The 18,131-nt window shown below is 31.4% G+C and carries 9 protein-coding genes and 3 rRNA genes; 11 read left to right on the forward strand and 1 reads right to left on the reverse strand.

Features of this window, described 5'->3' with window-relative positions:
• Positions 1-18 precede the first annotated feature (18 nt).
• The 11 genes from ACXUB0_RS06855 to rrf all read left to right on the forward strand — a co-directional run bounded on the left by ACXUB0_RS06855 (position 19) and on the right by rrf (position 17,585).
• Complete coding sequence (locus tag ACXUB0_RS06855) at positions 19-1,395, forward strand: hypothetical protein (RefSeq protein WP_458258208.1); 1,377 nt, start codon at positions 19-21, stop codon at positions 1,393-1,395.
• 17 nt (positions 1,396-1,412) lie between these two features.
• Positions 1,413-2,948 (forward strand): 2,3-bisphosphoglycerate-independent phosphoglycerate mutase, encoded by a 1,536-nt coding sequence (gene gpmI / locus ACXUB0_RS06860; RefSeq protein ID WP_458258209.1) that lies wholly within the window; start codon positions 1,413-1,415, stop codon positions 2,946-2,948.
• A 191-nt stretch (positions 2,949-3,139) separates the two neighbouring features.
• Positions 3,140-4,072, forward strand: coding sequence for a hypothetical protein (locus ACXUB0_RS06865; protein WP_458258210.1), 933 nt, complete (start codon positions 3,140-3,142; stop codon positions 4,070-4,072).
• A gap of 29 nt (positions 4,073-4,101) precedes the next feature.
• Positions 4,102-6,441: a hypothetical protein gene (locus tag ACXUB0_RS06870; RefSeq protein ID WP_458258211.1), complete on the forward strand. Its 2,340-nt coding sequence runs from the start codon at positions 4,102-4,104 to the stop codon at positions 6,439-6,441.
• 119 nt (positions 6,442-6,560) lie between these two features.
• The gene (gene eno / locus ACXUB0_RS06875) at positions 6,561-7,865 is read left to right on the forward strand and encodes a phosphopyruvate hydratase (RefSeq protein WP_338957874.1); all 1,305 of its coding nucleotides are present in this window, start codon (positions 6,561-6,563) and stop codon (positions 7,863-7,865) included.
• Positions 7,866-7,971: 106 nt separating this feature from the next.
• Positions 7,972-9,027, forward strand: coding sequence for an ATP-dependent 6-phosphofructokinase (locus ACXUB0_RS06880; protein WP_458258212.1), 1,056 nt, complete (start codon positions 7,972-7,974; stop codon positions 9,025-9,027).
• A gap of 18 nt (positions 9,028-9,045) precedes the next feature.
• Positions 9,046-10,452 carry a pyruvate kinase gene (pyk, locus tag ACXUB0_RS06885; protein ID WP_458258213.1) on the forward strand — a complete coding sequence of 469 codons (1,407 nt, stop codon included), beginning with the start codon at positions 9,046-9,048 and terminating at the stop codon, positions 10,450-10,452.
• A 43-nt stretch (positions 10,453-10,495) separates the two neighbouring features.
• Positions 10,496-12,430 carry a threonine--tRNA ligase gene (thrS, locus tag ACXUB0_RS06890; protein ID WP_458258214.1) on the forward strand — a complete coding sequence of 645 codons (1,935 nt, stop codon included), beginning with the start codon at positions 10,496-10,498 and terminating at the stop codon, positions 12,428-12,430.
• Positions 12,431-12,741: 311 nt separating this feature from the next.
• Positions 12,742-14,262, forward strand: a 16S ribosomal RNA gene (locus ACXUB0_RS06895).
• Positions 14,263-14,454: 192 nt separating this feature from the next.
• A 23S ribosomal RNA gene (locus ACXUB0_RS06900) occupies positions 14,455-17,396 on the forward strand.
• 82 nt (positions 17,397-17,478) lie between these two features.
• Positions 17,479-17,585 (forward strand): 5S ribosomal RNA (rrf, locus tag ACXUB0_RS06905).
• Together the 16S, 23S and 5S rRNA genes form the textbook arrangement of a ribosomal RNA operon.
• 114 nt (positions 17,586-17,699) lie before the next feature.
• On the opposite strand, the gene ACXUB0_RS06910 is transcribed toward rrf, so the two are convergent.
• Positions 17,700-18,035, reverse strand: coding sequence for a hypothetical protein (locus tag ACXUB0_RS06910; protein ID WP_458258215.1), 336 nt, complete (start codon positions 18,033-18,035; stop codon positions 17,700-17,702).
• Between the last annotated feature and the right edge of the window lie 96 nt (positions 18,036-18,131).

Genomic DNA, 18,131 nt, shown 5'->3' on the forward strand with positions numbered 1-18,131 from the left:
ATAAGGAGTTAACTAAACATGGAATTATCAAAGATACAAATTAAAAGTATGTGAACAAAACTAACAAAAAAAATTAAACATCGTGCCTTTCCGGCAACCACTTTTGTCAATGCTTTTAGGAATAAGTCAGAAATTTTAGCATTGTTTAGTAAAAATGGTGAAGACACTAATCAATTAGAACAAATTGGCTTTATTATTTGTACTAAAACTATTTTTGCTCCTAGTAGTGATAGTATTGTTAGTGACAAAGGTATTATTACTAATGAATATTTTACTGGTGAAGTAATTGATGTTAATAATACTCTTATTCCTAATACTTATATTCATTTAGTTAAGGTTAATAGTGGACCAATCGTTATTAACGATATTCCATTGTATTTAACTATCAATGAAAGTCATCATCAATCATTAGTTAATAATAAAATTGGTGCTAAATTATTTACAAATAGTTTGATGAAACAATTAAATTATAAAACTTCTAATTTTAGTTCTATTTCTATTACTGAACAAAATTTTATTGTTGCTCTTAATAATTTAAAGATAAATAGAAAACAAATATTGCAAAGTGAATTTATCATTAATTCTTTATTAGAACAAAAATTATCATTAGAACAGTTAATTTTATTGCAAAATAAAGAAGAATATAGTTATTTAAAAAAATTTAATGAAGTTGAATTACAAGAAATTATTAATTTGCAAAAAATAGCAGTTGTTGCTATTAAAACTAATAAAGATCAGCGAAAAATAACATTAATAGCAGGTAATAAACAACGAATTGAAAACTTTTTTATTAATGCTAAAAAACCAATCATTATTGCTATTAATGCTATTAATAAAAAAATTAGAGCAATTAATCAGCCCGAAAATATTCAACCAATAGCACCGATAACTAATATTACTAATTATCAAGATTTATGACAATTACAAAAAATTCATAAAGAACTATTGAAGTCATTTTCAAAATGGCGGATAGTATCTCAAGATATATTAGAAAATTTATCACAGACTTTTGCTTATGGTTATTATTCAGAAGTCATTGATAATTTGAAAATTACTCATTATTCTTTTAATAATGATTTATTAGATTATAATTTAATGGAAATTAAAGGACACAATTTATTAGCTAATAGTAGTAATACTATTTTATTTCTTTCTAATAATATTAGTGATAATCCTAGTATGGTTATTTTATTAAGTGAAGATTTAAAATCAATTTGTGATTTAAAAACAATAATTACTAAAATTACTAAAAAGCAATCTATTAAAATAGTCTTTAAAAAAGATATTGTTATTTTGAGTACTGTTCATTATCAATGTATTACTGATTTTATTACTAAAATGATTACTATTTTTAAATCTGATAATTTTAAACATCAGTTACAAGTTATTAAATAAAATATGAGGTGAAATTCATGAAAACAAAACAACCAATATTACTATGTATTTTAGATGGTTTTGGTATTGCAAAATCTAGTTCAACTAATGCTATTAGTTCTGCAACAAAACCTAATTTGGATTATTTATTAAAAACTTATCCGCATACTGAAGTTTCAGCTTCTGGCCTTGCAGTTGGTTTACCAGAAGGACAAATGGGCAACTCTGAAGTTGGACATTTACAAATTGGTGCCGGTAGAGTAATTTATCAGTCATTAACATTAATTAATAAGTCAATAAATGATAAAACATTTTTTAAAAATGAAACAATATTGTCAGCAATTAATCATGCCAAAAAGAATAATAGTAATGTTCATATTATTGGTTTACTAAGTGATGGTGGAGTACATGCTCATATTAATCATATTTTAGCATTATTAGAAATTGCTAAACAACAAAATTTTAAGAATGTTTATGTTCATGCTATTTTAGATGGTCGTGATACAAAAGCTGATATTTCTAAAATTTATATTGAACAGTTATTAAAAACTATGAAACAATTAGGCATTGGTATGCTTGCTACTATTTCAGGAAGATATTATGCTATGGATCGCGATAAACGTTGAGATCGTTTAAAAATAGCATATGATGTAATAGTTAATCATGAAGGTGCTTCATTTATTGATCCTATTGCTTATGTTAATGCAGAATATAGTGCTGGTCGTAATGATGAATTTATTATGCCTGCTTATAATTCTGAAATTAATAATGGTAATATTAGGAATAACGATAGCATTATTTTTGCTAATTTCCGTCCTGATCGTGCAATTCAATTAGCATCAGCATTAACAAATAATAAATATGATTTTAATATTAGTATGAAAATACCAACATTAAAAAATACTTTTTTTATTTCAATGATGGAATATGCTAAAAGTGTTAAACCACAAGGTGTTATTTTTCCACCTATATCAATGCTTGATGCTTTAGGGGAATGATTAAGTAAAAATCAATATCATCAATTACGAATTGCTGAAACTGAAAAATATGCACACGTAACTTATTTTTTTGATGGTGGTGTTGATGTTGAATATCCACTATCAACAAGAATTTTAATTCCTTCACCAAAAGTAGCAACTTATGACTTAAAACCAGAAATGAGTGCTCGCGAAATTACTACTCGTTTAGAAAGTGAAATTTCTAAAAACATATATGATGTTATGGTTTTAAATTTTGCTAATCCTGATATGGTTGGTCATACTGGTGTTTTAAATGCTGCCATTGATGCAATTGATGTTATTGATGAATGTATTGGAAAATTGTATCAAGCAATGAAAAAAGTGAATGTTATTTTAATGATTACTGCTGATCACGGTAATGCTGAAATCATGATTGATAAAGAGGGTAATCCTAATAAAAAACATACATCGCAACCAGTACCATTTATTATTTGTAAAACAGGATTAAAATTAAAATCAGGTGGTTGCTTAGCAAATATTGCTCCAACGCTATTAGACGTTTTGGGTTTAGTTAAACCAACTGTTATGACCAGTGAGTCTTTAATTATTAAATAAAAATATATTGATTTTTCTTTTTATTGATAAGTGCTTGTTTTAAGAATATAAAAGTATTAAAATATAGGCATATGAATTAAATATAGTGTTTCCCCTTTTATTTTTTTAAATAAATATAAGGGGTTTATTATATTTAGTTCCTATATTATTTTAGAAATCTATACATTTATTAAAAATTATGGAGGTAAAGTATGCCATTATCAGAAACAGTAGAATATCAATATCGAGAACTTAATGACTTTCTACAAAAATCATTAAGTTCTAAAAAAGATGAATCATCACCCAATATAACTTTAAATAGTTTGGAAGTTAAGATTGATGATATAAAAACACAATTAGATAGTAGTTTAAAAGAATATATTATTGAACTTGTATATGTAGATGAAAAGGGACGTTTAGTAAAAAATACTAATGATGAAAATGTTAGTATTATTCAACAACCACCTTTAGCAATTAATAGTGATCAATTACAACAACTAGTAATAGTAAAAGAAAAATTAGATAGTTCTCTAGTACATTTATATCGAACTAAAAAAGAAAATGATAAGATTATTCTTGAATATTTAGGTAAAAAAGAATTACCGGCATTATTATTAAAAACTCAATCAGAATCCAATAATTTAAATAATGAAGAATATAAAGAAGAGTTAGATGATCTTAATGTTAATATTATAAAAAGATCTGAAGAGCCTATGAAATTATCATTTGCTGAAAATGGAACGTGTTATTTATTTATTGATAATAAAAACAAAACAATTGTTCCTGTAGATGTAAATGATGCTAAGGAATTTAAAAACTTTGTAGCCAAAAAATGTCCTCGTAATGGTAGTATAAATATTGAAGTTGATAAAAATGGAAAGATTTTGTTTGCATATATTATTGATAACCAGACTCATAAGAGGAAAGATATAAAAATTGATGAAAAATTAATTGATACTCTTGAAAGAGTAATTAGTACAGCCTCTTCTTTACATTCACAACATTTACAAAATAATTCTTTTGCACCTAAAAAAGAAGTACAAAGTAATAATTTTTTTCCTGCAAAGGAAATTAATGGTACTGAAGCACCATCAAAACCAGTAGAACAAAATGTTAAGTCAGTTTTATCTACACCAACACCATAAATGTAATAATTAAAGGAGAAAATATAAAAATGCCACTAATGGAAAATTTTAAATGATTTACAAACATTATGAGAAGTATATATCAATCAGAAATAAGTGATGTTGAAGATATTGCTATTGAAGTAGAGGATGACCTATATTCAAAAAAGAATACACTTAATATTTTGAAGAATTTTTCTTTCAATATTAATCCATTAAAAGTAAAAAAAATAGTTAGTTTAAATCAAGATGGAAAATTTGTTGTTGATAGTGGTTCATTAGTTAATACTATATTTATTAGTGATGAATCATTAATTCAAAATGATCAAAGTATATTTAAAAAAGACCAATTAGTTTTCGTTGAGGATGAAACTGACAATACTAAAATTAAAGTATATAAAATTTTATTTGATGAATCTGAAGGTGAAATAAGACCTGAATTAGGATTATTAGGAAGTATAAATTTATTAAAATTTAATGAAATTTTTATAAATTCTGGACTGTTTAAAGAAAATGATGTTTTAATTAATCAAAAGATTAAAAGTTTATTAGATACTCCACAGTTGCGAAATCCATTTGAACAACCAAACCCAGTTTGAGATGTGGAATACTATAAAATTAATGATTATTCTTCAAATAGTACAATGATCGAAGATTTTAAAAAACATTTAAATTTAGTGAATGTTGAAAAAGACTATTTTATTTATTGTCAAGGAAATGAAATTTTTATTAAAAATGTTACTGATCCAAATGATACTTTTATAATCTCAACAACTGCTCAAAGTATTACTGATAATGATATTTTTTATTTAAATAAAAAGATTAACGAAAATGGAGAAATTTTTTGAGAAACCTATAAAATAACAAAAAAACCTGTTCTAGGACGATTATATGATAATGTAAAATATCAAGCACATAAAGTTAAATTTTTAACCGACCAGCAATTTGATGATTTAAAAGCATTAAGTACTCCTCCAGAATTAGGATTTACTATAGAACCAACAAATAATATTGGATTAGCATCTGTTATTAAAGCAGAACAAGAAGAAATTGATTTAGATGCTATGCTTTTTTTACTTATTGTACCAGAAGTATTACCAGAAGATTTACCTGAACCTTTACCGATTACAAATAATATCACTGAAACATTACAAAATAATAGCATAGAAGGTTTGTATAGTTTAGTAATAGAAGATTGTAAAATAAAAATATCAGATGCTAAATCAGATCCAGGAAATGTAATTTTTGAACAAGAACTTTCTCTGGATAATAAAAAAATATGAAATGATATAGAAGTTGCTAGTAAGTATCAAAAAGTATACTTTGCAAAAAACCCAAGTAATAATTTAGTAGAAAAATGAGTAGTTATTGCTGATCAAAATCAACTACAATGTATTGGAACACTTTCTTTATTAGAGTTAAGAAAAAGTTTTGCAAATAATAATTTATTTCCTAATGGATTAAAGGGTATTCACTGTGGAGAAAATGGATCACAAGTTAAAGTGGCAAGAGCTGCTGCTGAACAGGTAATATCACCAAAACCATCAGCTACAAAATTATCTCCAGTTATCGTTAAAAATGTTATTAATTTAAAATGAGATGATAGTAGAGAATTATGAGATTTAAACATAACAACTGATGAGCAAACATTGGATAAAAAATTAAAATTAGAAAAAGATGAAAATGATATTTTGAAAAATTTAATAGATAAAAATAATAATGCAAATACTGTTATTTTATTTAATAAGTATGATGGAAAATTTTTAAGAGCATATTATTTTGATGAAAATAATAAAAAAGTAAATTGCTCTAATAAGTTAAGTGATGAAGATAAAGAACAACTTAGTATCATAAATCAGAAAGCAAAAGTAAGAGTATCAGAAACAAGAACAGTAAGACCAATACCTGATTTAAAATCAAACTTATTTTCAAAAAATATTAAAACTTTTAATTTTAATATTTTTAATGGAAAATGTTATGTTTTATGTAATGATGAACTTGGAATTCCATTAAAAGCAGAAGTGAAACTTAGTCCTGAACAAATTCATGCATTATCATATTTAACTAAAAATGAAGTTGATTTTTCTTTAACTTTTGATAAAGATGATAATTTTAAAAGTATAAGTTATATCTTTTATAGAGATGAAGTAAAACAAAATGTAACTATTAACAGAAAAGATTTATCTAATGGTAATAATTTTAATCAAAAAACGATTGAAACTGATGAATTAATGAAAGCAATAATTACTGCTCTTAATAATCCTGAAAGTTTAATACCAGAGGATGATGGAGTAACTCCAAAACCATGAAATAGTGATACTGCTGCTAAAGTTAATGATACATCATCACCAAGTAGTACAACTCAACATTCACAACAACAACAAATGTAATTAAATCATCATTATTTTAGAAGCACAAATAAAAAATATTTGTGCTTTTTTGATTCTAAACAATATTTTTTTCTGTATAATAATTAGTGAAATATTAAAGAAAGAAGGAATTAACAAATATGTCTTGCATTATTGATATTAGAGCACTACAAGTAATAGACTCAAGAGGAAATCCAACTATTCAAGTTGAATGTTGAACTGAAGATGGTGGATACGGGATTGCTTTAGTGCCATCAGGTGCTTCAACAGGTACTAGAGAAGCTTTAGAACTACGAGACAAAGATACTAAAGTTTATGGTGGACTTGGTGTTATGAAAGCTATTAAAAATATTAATGAAAATATTGCCGAAGCCATTATTGGTTTGGAAGTTACTAATCAAAGATTAATTGATCAAACAATGATTAAGTTAGATGGAACAGAAAATAAAACAAAATTAGGTGCCAATGCTATTTTAGGGGTATCATTAGCAGTTGCTAAAGCTGCCGCTGATGAATTATATGTGCCCTTATATACATATTTAGGTGGTACTAATGCTTGTCAGTTGCCAGTCCCAATGTTAAATGTAATTAATGGTGGTGCTCATGCTGATAACAATATTGATTTTCAAGAATTTTTAATAATGCCAGTTGGTGCTAAAACATTTTCAAAGGCAATCCAAATGGCTGCTGAAACTTTTCATGCTTTAAAAAGTATTTTAAAAGGTAAGGGTTTAGTTACTGCAGTTGGTGATGAAGGTGGTTTTGCTCCTAATTTAAAATCAACTGAAGAAGCATTAGATTTAATTGTCGAAGCTATTAAAAAAGCGGGTTACACTCCAAATAAAGATATAAAAATTGCTATGGACTGTGCATCATCAGAGATTTATAAAAATGGTAAATATGTTTTTGGCAATAAAGATGGTAAAAGTAAAAATACTGAAAAATTATTAACTTCAGCGCAACTAGTAGATTATTTAGTTGATTTAACTAAAAAATATCCAATTATTTCAATTGAAGATGGTTTGGCTGAAGGTGATTGAGAAGGATTTAAATTATTATTAGAAAAATCAGAAGGTAAATTCCAAGTTGTTGGTGATGATTTATTCGTTACTAATCCAAAAATTATTAAAGAAGGAATTATTAAAAACGTTGCTAATTCAGTATTAATTAAACTAAATCAAATTGGAACATTAACTGAAACTATGGAGGCTATTGAAATGTGTCAAAAAGCTGGGTGAACAGCAGTAGTATCTCATCGTTCTGGGGAAACTGAAGATACAACGATTGCTGACTTAGCAGTAGCTTTTAATACTGGACAAATTAAAACAGGTTCAATGTCAAGAACTGATCGTGTTGCAAAATATAATCGTTTATTAACAATTGAAGCCGATTTAGCAGATCAAGCTAAATTTTTAGGTGACGATGTATTTTATAATATTAATTAATTAAGATCATATTTTATGGTTAAATTTACTGATATCCTTTTTAATTTTAAACAAATTATAATAATTATCACTAAAATAATGTAATTAGAAGAGAGGATGACTAAATATGCAAGAATTAAATAATAAAAGAAGAATTGGAATCTTAACTTCTGGTGGTGATTCACCAGGTATGAATAATGTTATTAATGCAGTATATAAGACTTTTCGTGGTATAAATCATGAAAATAGTAAAATTGCTACTGCTGATAAAAGACCATTTGAATTAGTTTTAATAAAAAATGGTTATAAAGGAATAATGACAAATGACATTCACGTTATTGATAACAATTGAGCAAATTTAATTGATCTAGGAACTGAGATGGGGGGAACAATCATTGGGTCTGCTCGTTTTAGAGAATTTGAGCAAGAAGAAACTCGTAAAAAATGTATTGAAATTTTAAAATCTAAAAAAATTGAAGGTTTAATTGCTATTGGTGGTGATGGCACATATAATGGTTTGCAAAAATTAAGTAATGAAGCAGCTATTCAATGTGTGGGTATTCCAGGTACTATTGATAATGATATTAGTTCAAGTGAGTTTACTATTGGTTTTGATACCGCTCTTAATACAATTGTTGAAAATCTTGATAAAATTCGTCAAACTGCTAATTCTCACGGAAGAATTATGATTGTTGAAGTAATGGGTCGTAATTGTGGTGATCTTGCTCTTCACAGTGCTGCTGCTGCAAATTGTGATTTAGTTGCAACTAAAGATTTAGGAATTGGAGAACAGTCATTGATTGATATTATTAAACAGTTGTACACTAAAAAACAACGTCGTTCATTAGTAATAGTAGTAACTGAACGTCAATATGATGTTAATAAAATAGCTAAAATCATTGAAAAGGATACTGATTGTGAAACAAGAGCAGTAATATTGGGTCAAATTCAACGTGGGGGAACACCAAGTGCATTTGATCGTTATTTAGCAACAATGATGGGTATTTTTGCTGCTGAAAGATTTGCAAATAGTAATAAATCTAGTATTTGTATTGGATTGCAAGATAATAAATTAGTAGCTATTGAAATTCAAGATGCATTAAACACACCTTCAATAAATAAAAATAACGTTGCTAATAAAATTTTACGTTTGTCAGGAGTTATTTTTAAAAAAAATACTTAATAAAAAGAGGTGAATAATTTGATATCAATTATAAAAAGAACTAAATGTGTAACTACTTTAGGACCTGCTTCAAATTCTGCTGATGTTATTAAACAACTAATAGAAAATGGCTCAATTTGTGGGCGTTTAAATTTTTCTCATGGTACTCATGATGAACATTTAGCAAGGGTTTTAATGATTAGAGAAGTATCTAAACAATTAAATGTACCAGTTGCTATTATGTTAGATACTAGAGGTCCGGAAGTTAGAACACATACCTTTACAAAAGGTAGTGTAGAAATCAAAAAAAATGAAATTATTACGATAATTGATAATAAAGAGATTATTGGTACTGCGGATAAGTTTTCTGTAAATTATGGTAATTTAGCAAAAGATATTAAAGTTAATGATAATTTACTAGTAGATGATGGTAAATTAACATTAAAGGTTACAGCGGTTAAAGACCATACTGTTATTTGTCAAGCTTTAAATACACATACTATTAAAGATCGTCGTGCTATTAATATTCCAAATGTTAAATTGTCTTTACCTTTTATTTCTGAAAAAGATAGAGCAGATTTAATTTTTGGTTGTCAGCAAAAAGTAGATTATGTTGCTGCATCATTTGTTTGTTCAGCAGCTGATATTAAAGAAATCCGCAAAGTTTTAGATGATAATGATGGTAAACATATTCAAATCATTGCTAAAATTGAATCACAATTAGCAGTTAATAATTTTGATGAAATTTTAAAAGAATCAGATGCTATTATGGTTGCTCGTGGTGATTTAGGAGTTGAAATTCCTTTTGAAAAAGTTCCTTTTTTAGAACGTGAATGAATTAAAAAATGTCGTACTGTTAACAAACCGATAATTGTTGCTACGCAAATGCTAGATTCAATGATAGATAACCCTCATCCAACACGTGCTGAAGTTACTGATGTTTGGGTTGCTATGGATTGGGGAGCAACATGTACAATGTTATCGGGTGAATCTGCTAATGGTAACTATCCTGTGTTATCAATTGCAACAATGAGTAAAATTCTTATTGATGCTGAAAGTCATCAAGAACAGAGTAAAATTGCTACTGATTTATTGCATACAAAAGATCAATTGGTTGCTAAAACTATTAAAAAAATTATTGAAGAAAAACCACAATATTTAATTACTAATAGTCAAGATAGTAATTATATTAGAATTATTGCTAATGCTCATTTGCCAGTTTATATAATTCCTATTGTTAATAATGTTATTGATTATAATAAATTTGTAATAAACTTTGGAATTTATACTTTTTTAGCAACTGAAGGAATTCCAGTAGAATTAAGTAATTCTTCGCAATTAGTTAAAAGCATTAGTAGCACTTATATAATCCCTACTAAATCAAAAGTATTAGTAGTAGATATTAATAATAATACTAATCCTTTTACAACTTTTATTGTTAAATAACCTAGTACTACTGAGGTAAATTAGAAAAGGAATTAGGTAAAACATGAAAATTAATGTAATTAAATTAAATGGCAAAACGATGACTTATAATATTGAAAATCCAATTACTGGTTATCAATTATTAAAACAGGAAAATGAAAATATAGATTCTTCAATTATTGCTTTTACTCTGAATGGACAATTAAAAGATTTATATTGAGAAATTAAAGAAGATGCTGAAATCAAGTTTATTAAAAAAGATGATGCTTTAGGATGAACTATTTTAAATTATGGATGTGCTATGATTTTAGCTCATACTATTAAATTAATGTATCCACAAGCGTTAATTACGATTGCTAATACTAATGATAATGGTTTTTATTTAGATTTTGATTATGAAAAACGACTTTCTAATGATGAATTAATTAAAATTGAAGAGAAAATGCGTGAAATTTTAATAAAAAATATTGAAATTAAAAGAGTTTGTCAAACTAAAGAAGAATCTTTAAAAACTCATAAAGACAATCCTTTTGCTTTAGAATATATTAAATTAAATCATGTTAATGGATTAAAATGCTCTTATTTAGTTGATAATAAGACTTTAGTAGTAGCATCGGGTGTTGCTATTAATAATTCTTCATCAATAAAAGATTTTAAATTATTAAGTATTACTGGTGCATATTGATTAGGAAATGATAAAAATAAACAATTACAGCGCATTTCTGGAATTTGTGATTATTCAAAAGTAAAATTAGTAGATAAACTTAATGAACTTGAAGAACGAAAAAATCGTGATCATCGCAAACTAGGTAAAGAATTAAGTATTTTTACTTTTAATGATGATTGTGGTAAAGGATTACCTATATTTTTACCAAATGGTATGATTATTAAAAAAGTTTTGCAGGAATATTTGAGAAAACAAGAATTTATGTGAGATTATCAAGAAGTAGCAACACCAGTTTTAGGTTCTGTTGAATTATATAAAAAAAGTGGTCATTGAGATCATTATCGTGAAAATATGTTTACTCCAATTAAAAAAGAAGAAGAACAATTGGTATTAAGACCAATGACTTGTCCTCATCACTGTATGATTTATAAAAGTGCTCTTCGTAGTTATAAAGATTTACCTTTGCGTTTAAGTGAGCATGCTTTATTATATCGTTATGAAGCAAGTGGGGCTTTAACTGGTTTAGAACGAGTAAGAAGTATGGAATTAACTGATTCTCATATTTTTGTTAGATTTGATCAAATGAAAACAGAGTTTAAACGTTGTTATCAGTTAATTGCTGAGGTTTTAAAAACTTTAAATATTAAAATTGATTATTTATCATTATCTTTACGAGATCCTGCTGATAAAGAAAAATATTTTAATGATGATAAAATGTGAAATCAAGCAGAAACAGCATTACATGAAGTATTAGATGAATTACAATTAGAGTATAAACCAATGATTGGTGAGGCTGCTTTTTATGGACCAAAATTTGATGTTCAAATTAAAACAGCATTAGGTCATGAAATTACAATATCTACTATTCAATTCGATTTCTTATTACCGAAAAAGTTTAATTTAACTTATATTGATGAAAATAATAATGAAACAAATCCAGTTATTGTTCATCGAGGATTAATTGGTACATATGAACGTTTTATTGCCACATTATTAGAACAAAATAAAGGTGTTTTTCCACTATGATTAGCACCAAGGCAAATTGCAATTTTACCAATAAATGAAAAAGAAAAAACCTTAGAATATGCTAATAAATTATTGCAAACTTGTAAACAACATAATTTACGAACTGAAATTATTAGCAGTGGAACTATTGGCAAACGTATTGTTGAAACACAAACTCAAAAAATTCCTTATCAAATTATTATTGGTGATAAGGAAATAGAAAATAATAATTTAAGTTATCGTCAGTATGGTCAAAAAGAAAGTAAAATTTTTACCTTATCAGAATTTTTAAAATTATTAACAAAACAAGTTGAGAATAAAATATAACTATAAAAATTAAAAAATCATTTAAGGTTCTAATTCTTAAATGATTTTTTAGTTAATTAAGCAATTTAAATTTTACTAAGTATATTAGTAAAATTTAAACCATTTTTTTATACGAAAAAAATATTTATATTTTTACTATTATTTTCATTGACATTGGGTTTTGTTTTCTGTAAGATACTTATTGTGCCCGAAAATAAATGGGTTACAAACTAGAAAAAACGATCTTTGAAAACTAAATAGAACAAGAATTAATCCGTCAATTTTTTATTAAAAATTAAATAAGTCAGATATCATCTTTTAAAAAAAACAATTTTATTGAGAGTTTGATCCTGGCTCAGGATTAACGCTGGCGGCATGCCTAATACATGCAAGTCGAACGAAAGTAGCAATCTTTAGTGGCGAACGGGTGAGTAACACGTATCTAACCTACCATTTAGTGGGGAATAACTGTTGGAAACGACAGCTAATACCGCATATGTTATTTATTTGCAATGATAAATAATGAAAGGAGCATTTGCTTCGCTAATTGATGGGGATGCGGCGCATTAACTAGTTGGTAAGGTAATGGCTTACCAAGGTAACGATGCGTAGCCGATCTGAGAGGATGAACGGCCACATTGGGACTGAGACACGGCCCAAACTTCTACGGAAGGCAGCAGTAGGGAATTTTTCACAATGGGCGAAAGCCTGATGGAGCAATGCCGCGTGACTGATGAAGGTCTTCGGATTGTAAAGGTCTGTTGTAAGGGAAGAAGTGCTAGAATAGGAAATGATTGTAGTATCGACCATACCTTACCAGAAAGCCACGGCTAACTATGTGCCAGCAGCCGCGGTAATACATAGGTGGCAAGCGTTATCCGGATTTATTGGGCGTAAAGCGTGCGTAGACGGTTTTGCAAGTCTGAGGTTAAATTTAGGGGCTCAACCCCTAACCGCCTTGGAAACTACATTACTAGAGTATAGGAGAGGTTAGTGGAATTTCATGTGTAGCGGTGGAATGCGTAGATATATGAAGGAACACCAGTGGCGAAAGCGGCTAACTGGCCTATTACTGACGTTGTGGCACGAAAGCGTGGGGAGCAAATAGGATTAGATACCCTAGTAGTCCACGCCGTAAACGATGAGTACTAAGTGTTGCCATGAGGCAGTGCTGTAGCTAACGCATTAAGTACTCCGCCTGAGTAGTATGCTCGCAAGAGTGAAACTCAAAGGAATTGACGGGGACCCGCACAAGCGGTGGAGCATGTGGTTTAATTCGAAGCAACGCGAAGAACCTTACCAGGTCTTGACATACCTTGCGAAGCTATAGAGATATAGTAGAGGTTAACAAGGATACAGGTGGTGCATGGTTGTCGTCAGTTCGTGTCGTGAGATGTTTGGTTAAGTTCAGCAACGAACGCAACCCTTGTCCTTAGTTGCCAGCATTAAGTTGGGGACTCTAAGGAGACTGCTAGTGTAAGCTAGAGGAAGGTGGGGACGACGTCAAATCATCATGCCCCTTATGACCTGGGCTACACACGTGCTACAATGGCTGATACAAAGAGTCGCTAAACCGCGAGGTCAAGCAAATCTCAAAAAGTCAGTCTCAGTCCGGATTGAAGTCTGCAACTCGACTTCATGAAGTCGGAATCGCTAGTAATCGCGAATCAGCAATGTCGCGGTGAATACGTTCTCGGGTCTTGTACACACCGCCCGTCAAACCACGAGAGTTGGCAATGCCAGAAGTCGGTGTCCTAACCGTAAGGAGGGAGCTGCCAAAGGCAGGGTTGATGATTGGGGTTAAGTCGTAACAAGGTATCCCTACCGGAAGGTGGGGATGGATCACCTCCTTTCTATGAAGTTTATTTTCTAATAAGAAACCAAGACAACAAGAAAAATTAGATGGATGATTTATTGGATTACTTCTTTTGTTCTGTTTAGTTTTCAGGGATTGTTTTCTCTGAGCAATTGTTCTTTAAAAACTGGATAATAGACATCTTTTAAAAAAAATAAGATAATTTTTATCTTGCAATAGGATATTCTAAAAATAAATTATTAAGAGCTTATGGTGGATGCCTTGGAATTGGAAGACGATGAAGGACGCGATTACCTGCGATAAGCTTCGGGGAGCTGGAAATAAGCTTTGATCCGGAGATGTCCGAATGGGGAAACCCACTATCTTTAATCAGATAGTACTGTACAATGAATTCATAGTTGTGCAGAGTGATACCTAGAGAATTGAAACATCTTAGTACCTAGAGGAAAAGAAAGCGAATGCGATTCCCTTAGTAGCGGCGAGCGAAAAGGGAGCAGCCTAAACCAGTCGTCAGACTGGGGTTATAGGACTGTCTATTAGGTTCGACCTATGAGAAGAGTTACAAAATTTATATATAGCAGAAGTTGTTGGGAAGCAACGCCATAGATGGTGAAAGCCCAGTATGCGAAATGTATAAATCTCTTGACAGTATCCTGAGTACGGCGAGGCACGTGGAACCTTGTCGGAATTTGCGCAGACCACTGCGTAAGGCTAAATACTAACCAATTACCGATAGTGAACCAGTACCGTGAGGGAAAGATGAAAAGTACCCCGAGAGGGGAGTGAAATAGTTTCTGAAACCATATGCTTACAACAAGTCGGAGCCCGTTAATGGGTGACGGCGTGCCTTTTGTAGAATGAGCCGGCGAGTTACGATTACATGCAAGGTTAAGTTGAAAAGACGGAGCCGAAGTGAAAGCGAGCCTGAATAGGGCGTTTAGTATGTGGTCGTAGACCCGAAACCAGGTGATCTAGCCATGAGCAGGTTGAAGTTAATGTAACAGTTAATGGAGGACCGAACCAACGTTCGTTGAAAAGACCGTGGATGACTTGTGGCTAGCGGTGAAATTCCAATCGAACCTGGAGATAGCTGGTTCTCCCCGATATAGTTTTAGGACTAGCGTCAGAATTAGTGCAATGGAGGTAAAGCTCTGAATGTATGATGGCCCCACCTTCGGGGTACTGAATGCAATTAAACTGTGAATGCCATTGTTACATATCTGGCAGTCAGTCTATGGGTGATAAGGTCCATGGACATGAGGGAAACAGCCCAGATCATCAGCTAAGGTCCCCAAATCAATGCTAAGTGGAAAACGATGTGGAATTGTTCAGACAGCTAGGAGGTTGGCTTAGAAGCAGCCATCCTTTAAAGAGTGCGTAACAGCTCACTAGTCGAATGATTCTGCGCGGAAAATGTACCGGGGCTAAGCATTGTACCGAAGCTATGGGTCTATATATATGTTTACATATATTGTGGGCGGTAGGGGAGCGTTCTAATCTGCGACGAAGTTAGACCGGAAGGACTAGTGGAGCGTTTAGAAGTGAGAATGCCGGCGTGAGTAACGATTGAAGGTGAGAATCCTTCATGCCGATTGACCAAGGTTTCCTGGGCTAGGTTCGTCCACCCAGGGTTAGTCAGGACCTAAGGCGAGGCCGAAAGGCGTAGTCGATGGATAACAGGTTGATATTCCTGTACCACCATGGTGACTGATGGAATGACGGAGAAGGCTAAAATGTCCCAGTGATTGGTAGTGCTGGGCTAAGTACAAAGAGGGTTGTGTAGGCAAATCCGCACAGCGTTAACCTTGAAGTACGATGGGGAGTGAACGGTTCGCTTAGTAACGAAGCATTTGATGCCATACTTCCAAGAAAAGTTTCTAAAGACATCACCATGGTGCCTGTACCGAGAACGGACACACGTGGTCAAGGAGAATATCCTAAGGCAAGCGAGATAACTATAGCTAAGGAACTCTGCAAAATAACCCCGTAAGTTAGCGAGAAGGGGAGCTCATAGCAATATGAGTCGCAGTGAAGAGGTCCGGGCGACTGTTTAGCAAAAACACAGCTCTCTGCTAAGTCGTAAGACGATGTATAGGGGGTGACGCCTGCCCAGTGCTGGAAGGTTAAAGAGATTTGTTAGCGTAAGCGAAGCTTTGAACTGAAGCCCCAGTGAACGGCGGCCGTAACTATAACGGTCCTAAGGTAGCGAAATTCCTTGTCAGGTAAGTTCTGACCCGCACGAAAGGCGTAACGATCCGGACGCTGTCTCGGCTATAGACTCGGTGAAATCTTAGTACCTGTGAAGATGCAGGTTACCCGCGATTAGACGGAAAGACCCCGTGGAGCTTTACTACAACTTGATATTGAATTTTGGTGTAAGTTTGTACAGCATAGGTGGGAGACGTTGATATGCAGACGCTAGTAGGCATGGAGTCACCATTGGGATACCACCCTTGCTATATTGAAATTCTAACTTGAGATCATAATCTGGTCTAAGGACAGTGTCTGGTGGGTAGTTTGACTGGGGCGGTCGCCTCCTAAAAAGTAACGGAGGCGCCCAAAGGTACCCTCAATATGAATGGAAATCATATGTAGAGCGCAAAGGTAAAAGGGTGCTTGACTGCGAGACATACAAGTCGAGCAGGAACGAAAGTTGGGCTTAGTGATCCGGCGGTGCTGTGTGGAAAGGCCGTCGCTCAACGGATAAAAGTTACCCCGGGGATAACAGGCTAATCTCTCCCAATAGTTCATATAGACGGGGAGGTTTGGCACCTCGATGTCGGCTCATCGCATCCTGGAGGTGTAGTCGCTTCCAAGGGTTGGGCTGTTCGCCCATTAAAGCGGTACGCGAGCTGGGTTCAGAACGTCGTGAGACAGTTTGGTCCCTATCTGTCGTGGGCGCAAGAAATTTGAGGAAAGCTGTTCCTAGTACGAGAGGACCGGAATGGACCTACCTCTGGTGCACCAGTTGTCACGCCAGTGGCACAGCTGGGTAGCTATGTAGGGCATGAATAAGCGCTGAAAGCATCTAAGCGCGAAGTCAGTTCCAAGATGAGATTTCTCATTCGAAAGAAGTAAGATCCCTTGAATACTACAAGGTTGATAGGTCAGGTGTGTAAGCATAGTGATATGTTCAGCTTACTGATACTAATAGATCGAGGATTTATTGAAGAATATATTCTCTATTGCAAATCAAAAGTAATCAAATTTAAAGATGTCTGTTTCTAGTTTTTAGGGAGCAATTGCTAAACTATTTGGTGTCCATGGCGGAGTGGTCACACCTGTTCCCATCTCGAACACAGCAGTTAAGCACTCCAGCGGCGAAAATACCAGCAATGGGAAAATAGCACGATGCCAAATTTTTTTTACTTATTTTAATGTAAAAATTAAAAAAATCTTAATTTTTACATTAAAATAAGTAAATAATTTTATTAATAAAAATAAAATGGTGAAAAAAACCCTTTTATTTTTAATTTATGATTGTTTTAATCCACTTATACGCTCTGCTATTGATAAATCATTTTTTATTCATCAATAAATAGTAATAATAAATCCAATTAATGATATATAAGTTATATATTGTAGTAAACTGCAAAGTCCATAGATTAGTTTTTCTTTACGATTTGATCCAACATTAATTCCGGTGACGATTTCACCAACGGATCTAATATTAAAAATTCATAAAATAGCATTAATAATAAATAAAAAATTATTAATTAAACTTTTAATTAAACGTTTTGTTTGAATATTATTCTCCTTTAAACCAAGTATATAGGGACTTCGTCCCTCGCCACTACGTGGCTCACCCAAATTATAGTCCCAGTAGGTTCACTGGGACTATAATCATTTTTATTTATCTTTATTTTTAGGTTTATCTTTCTTCTTTAAAATATTATCCAATTTATC

Source organism: Spiroplasma endosymbiont of Dactylopius coccus, from assembly GCF_977110965.1.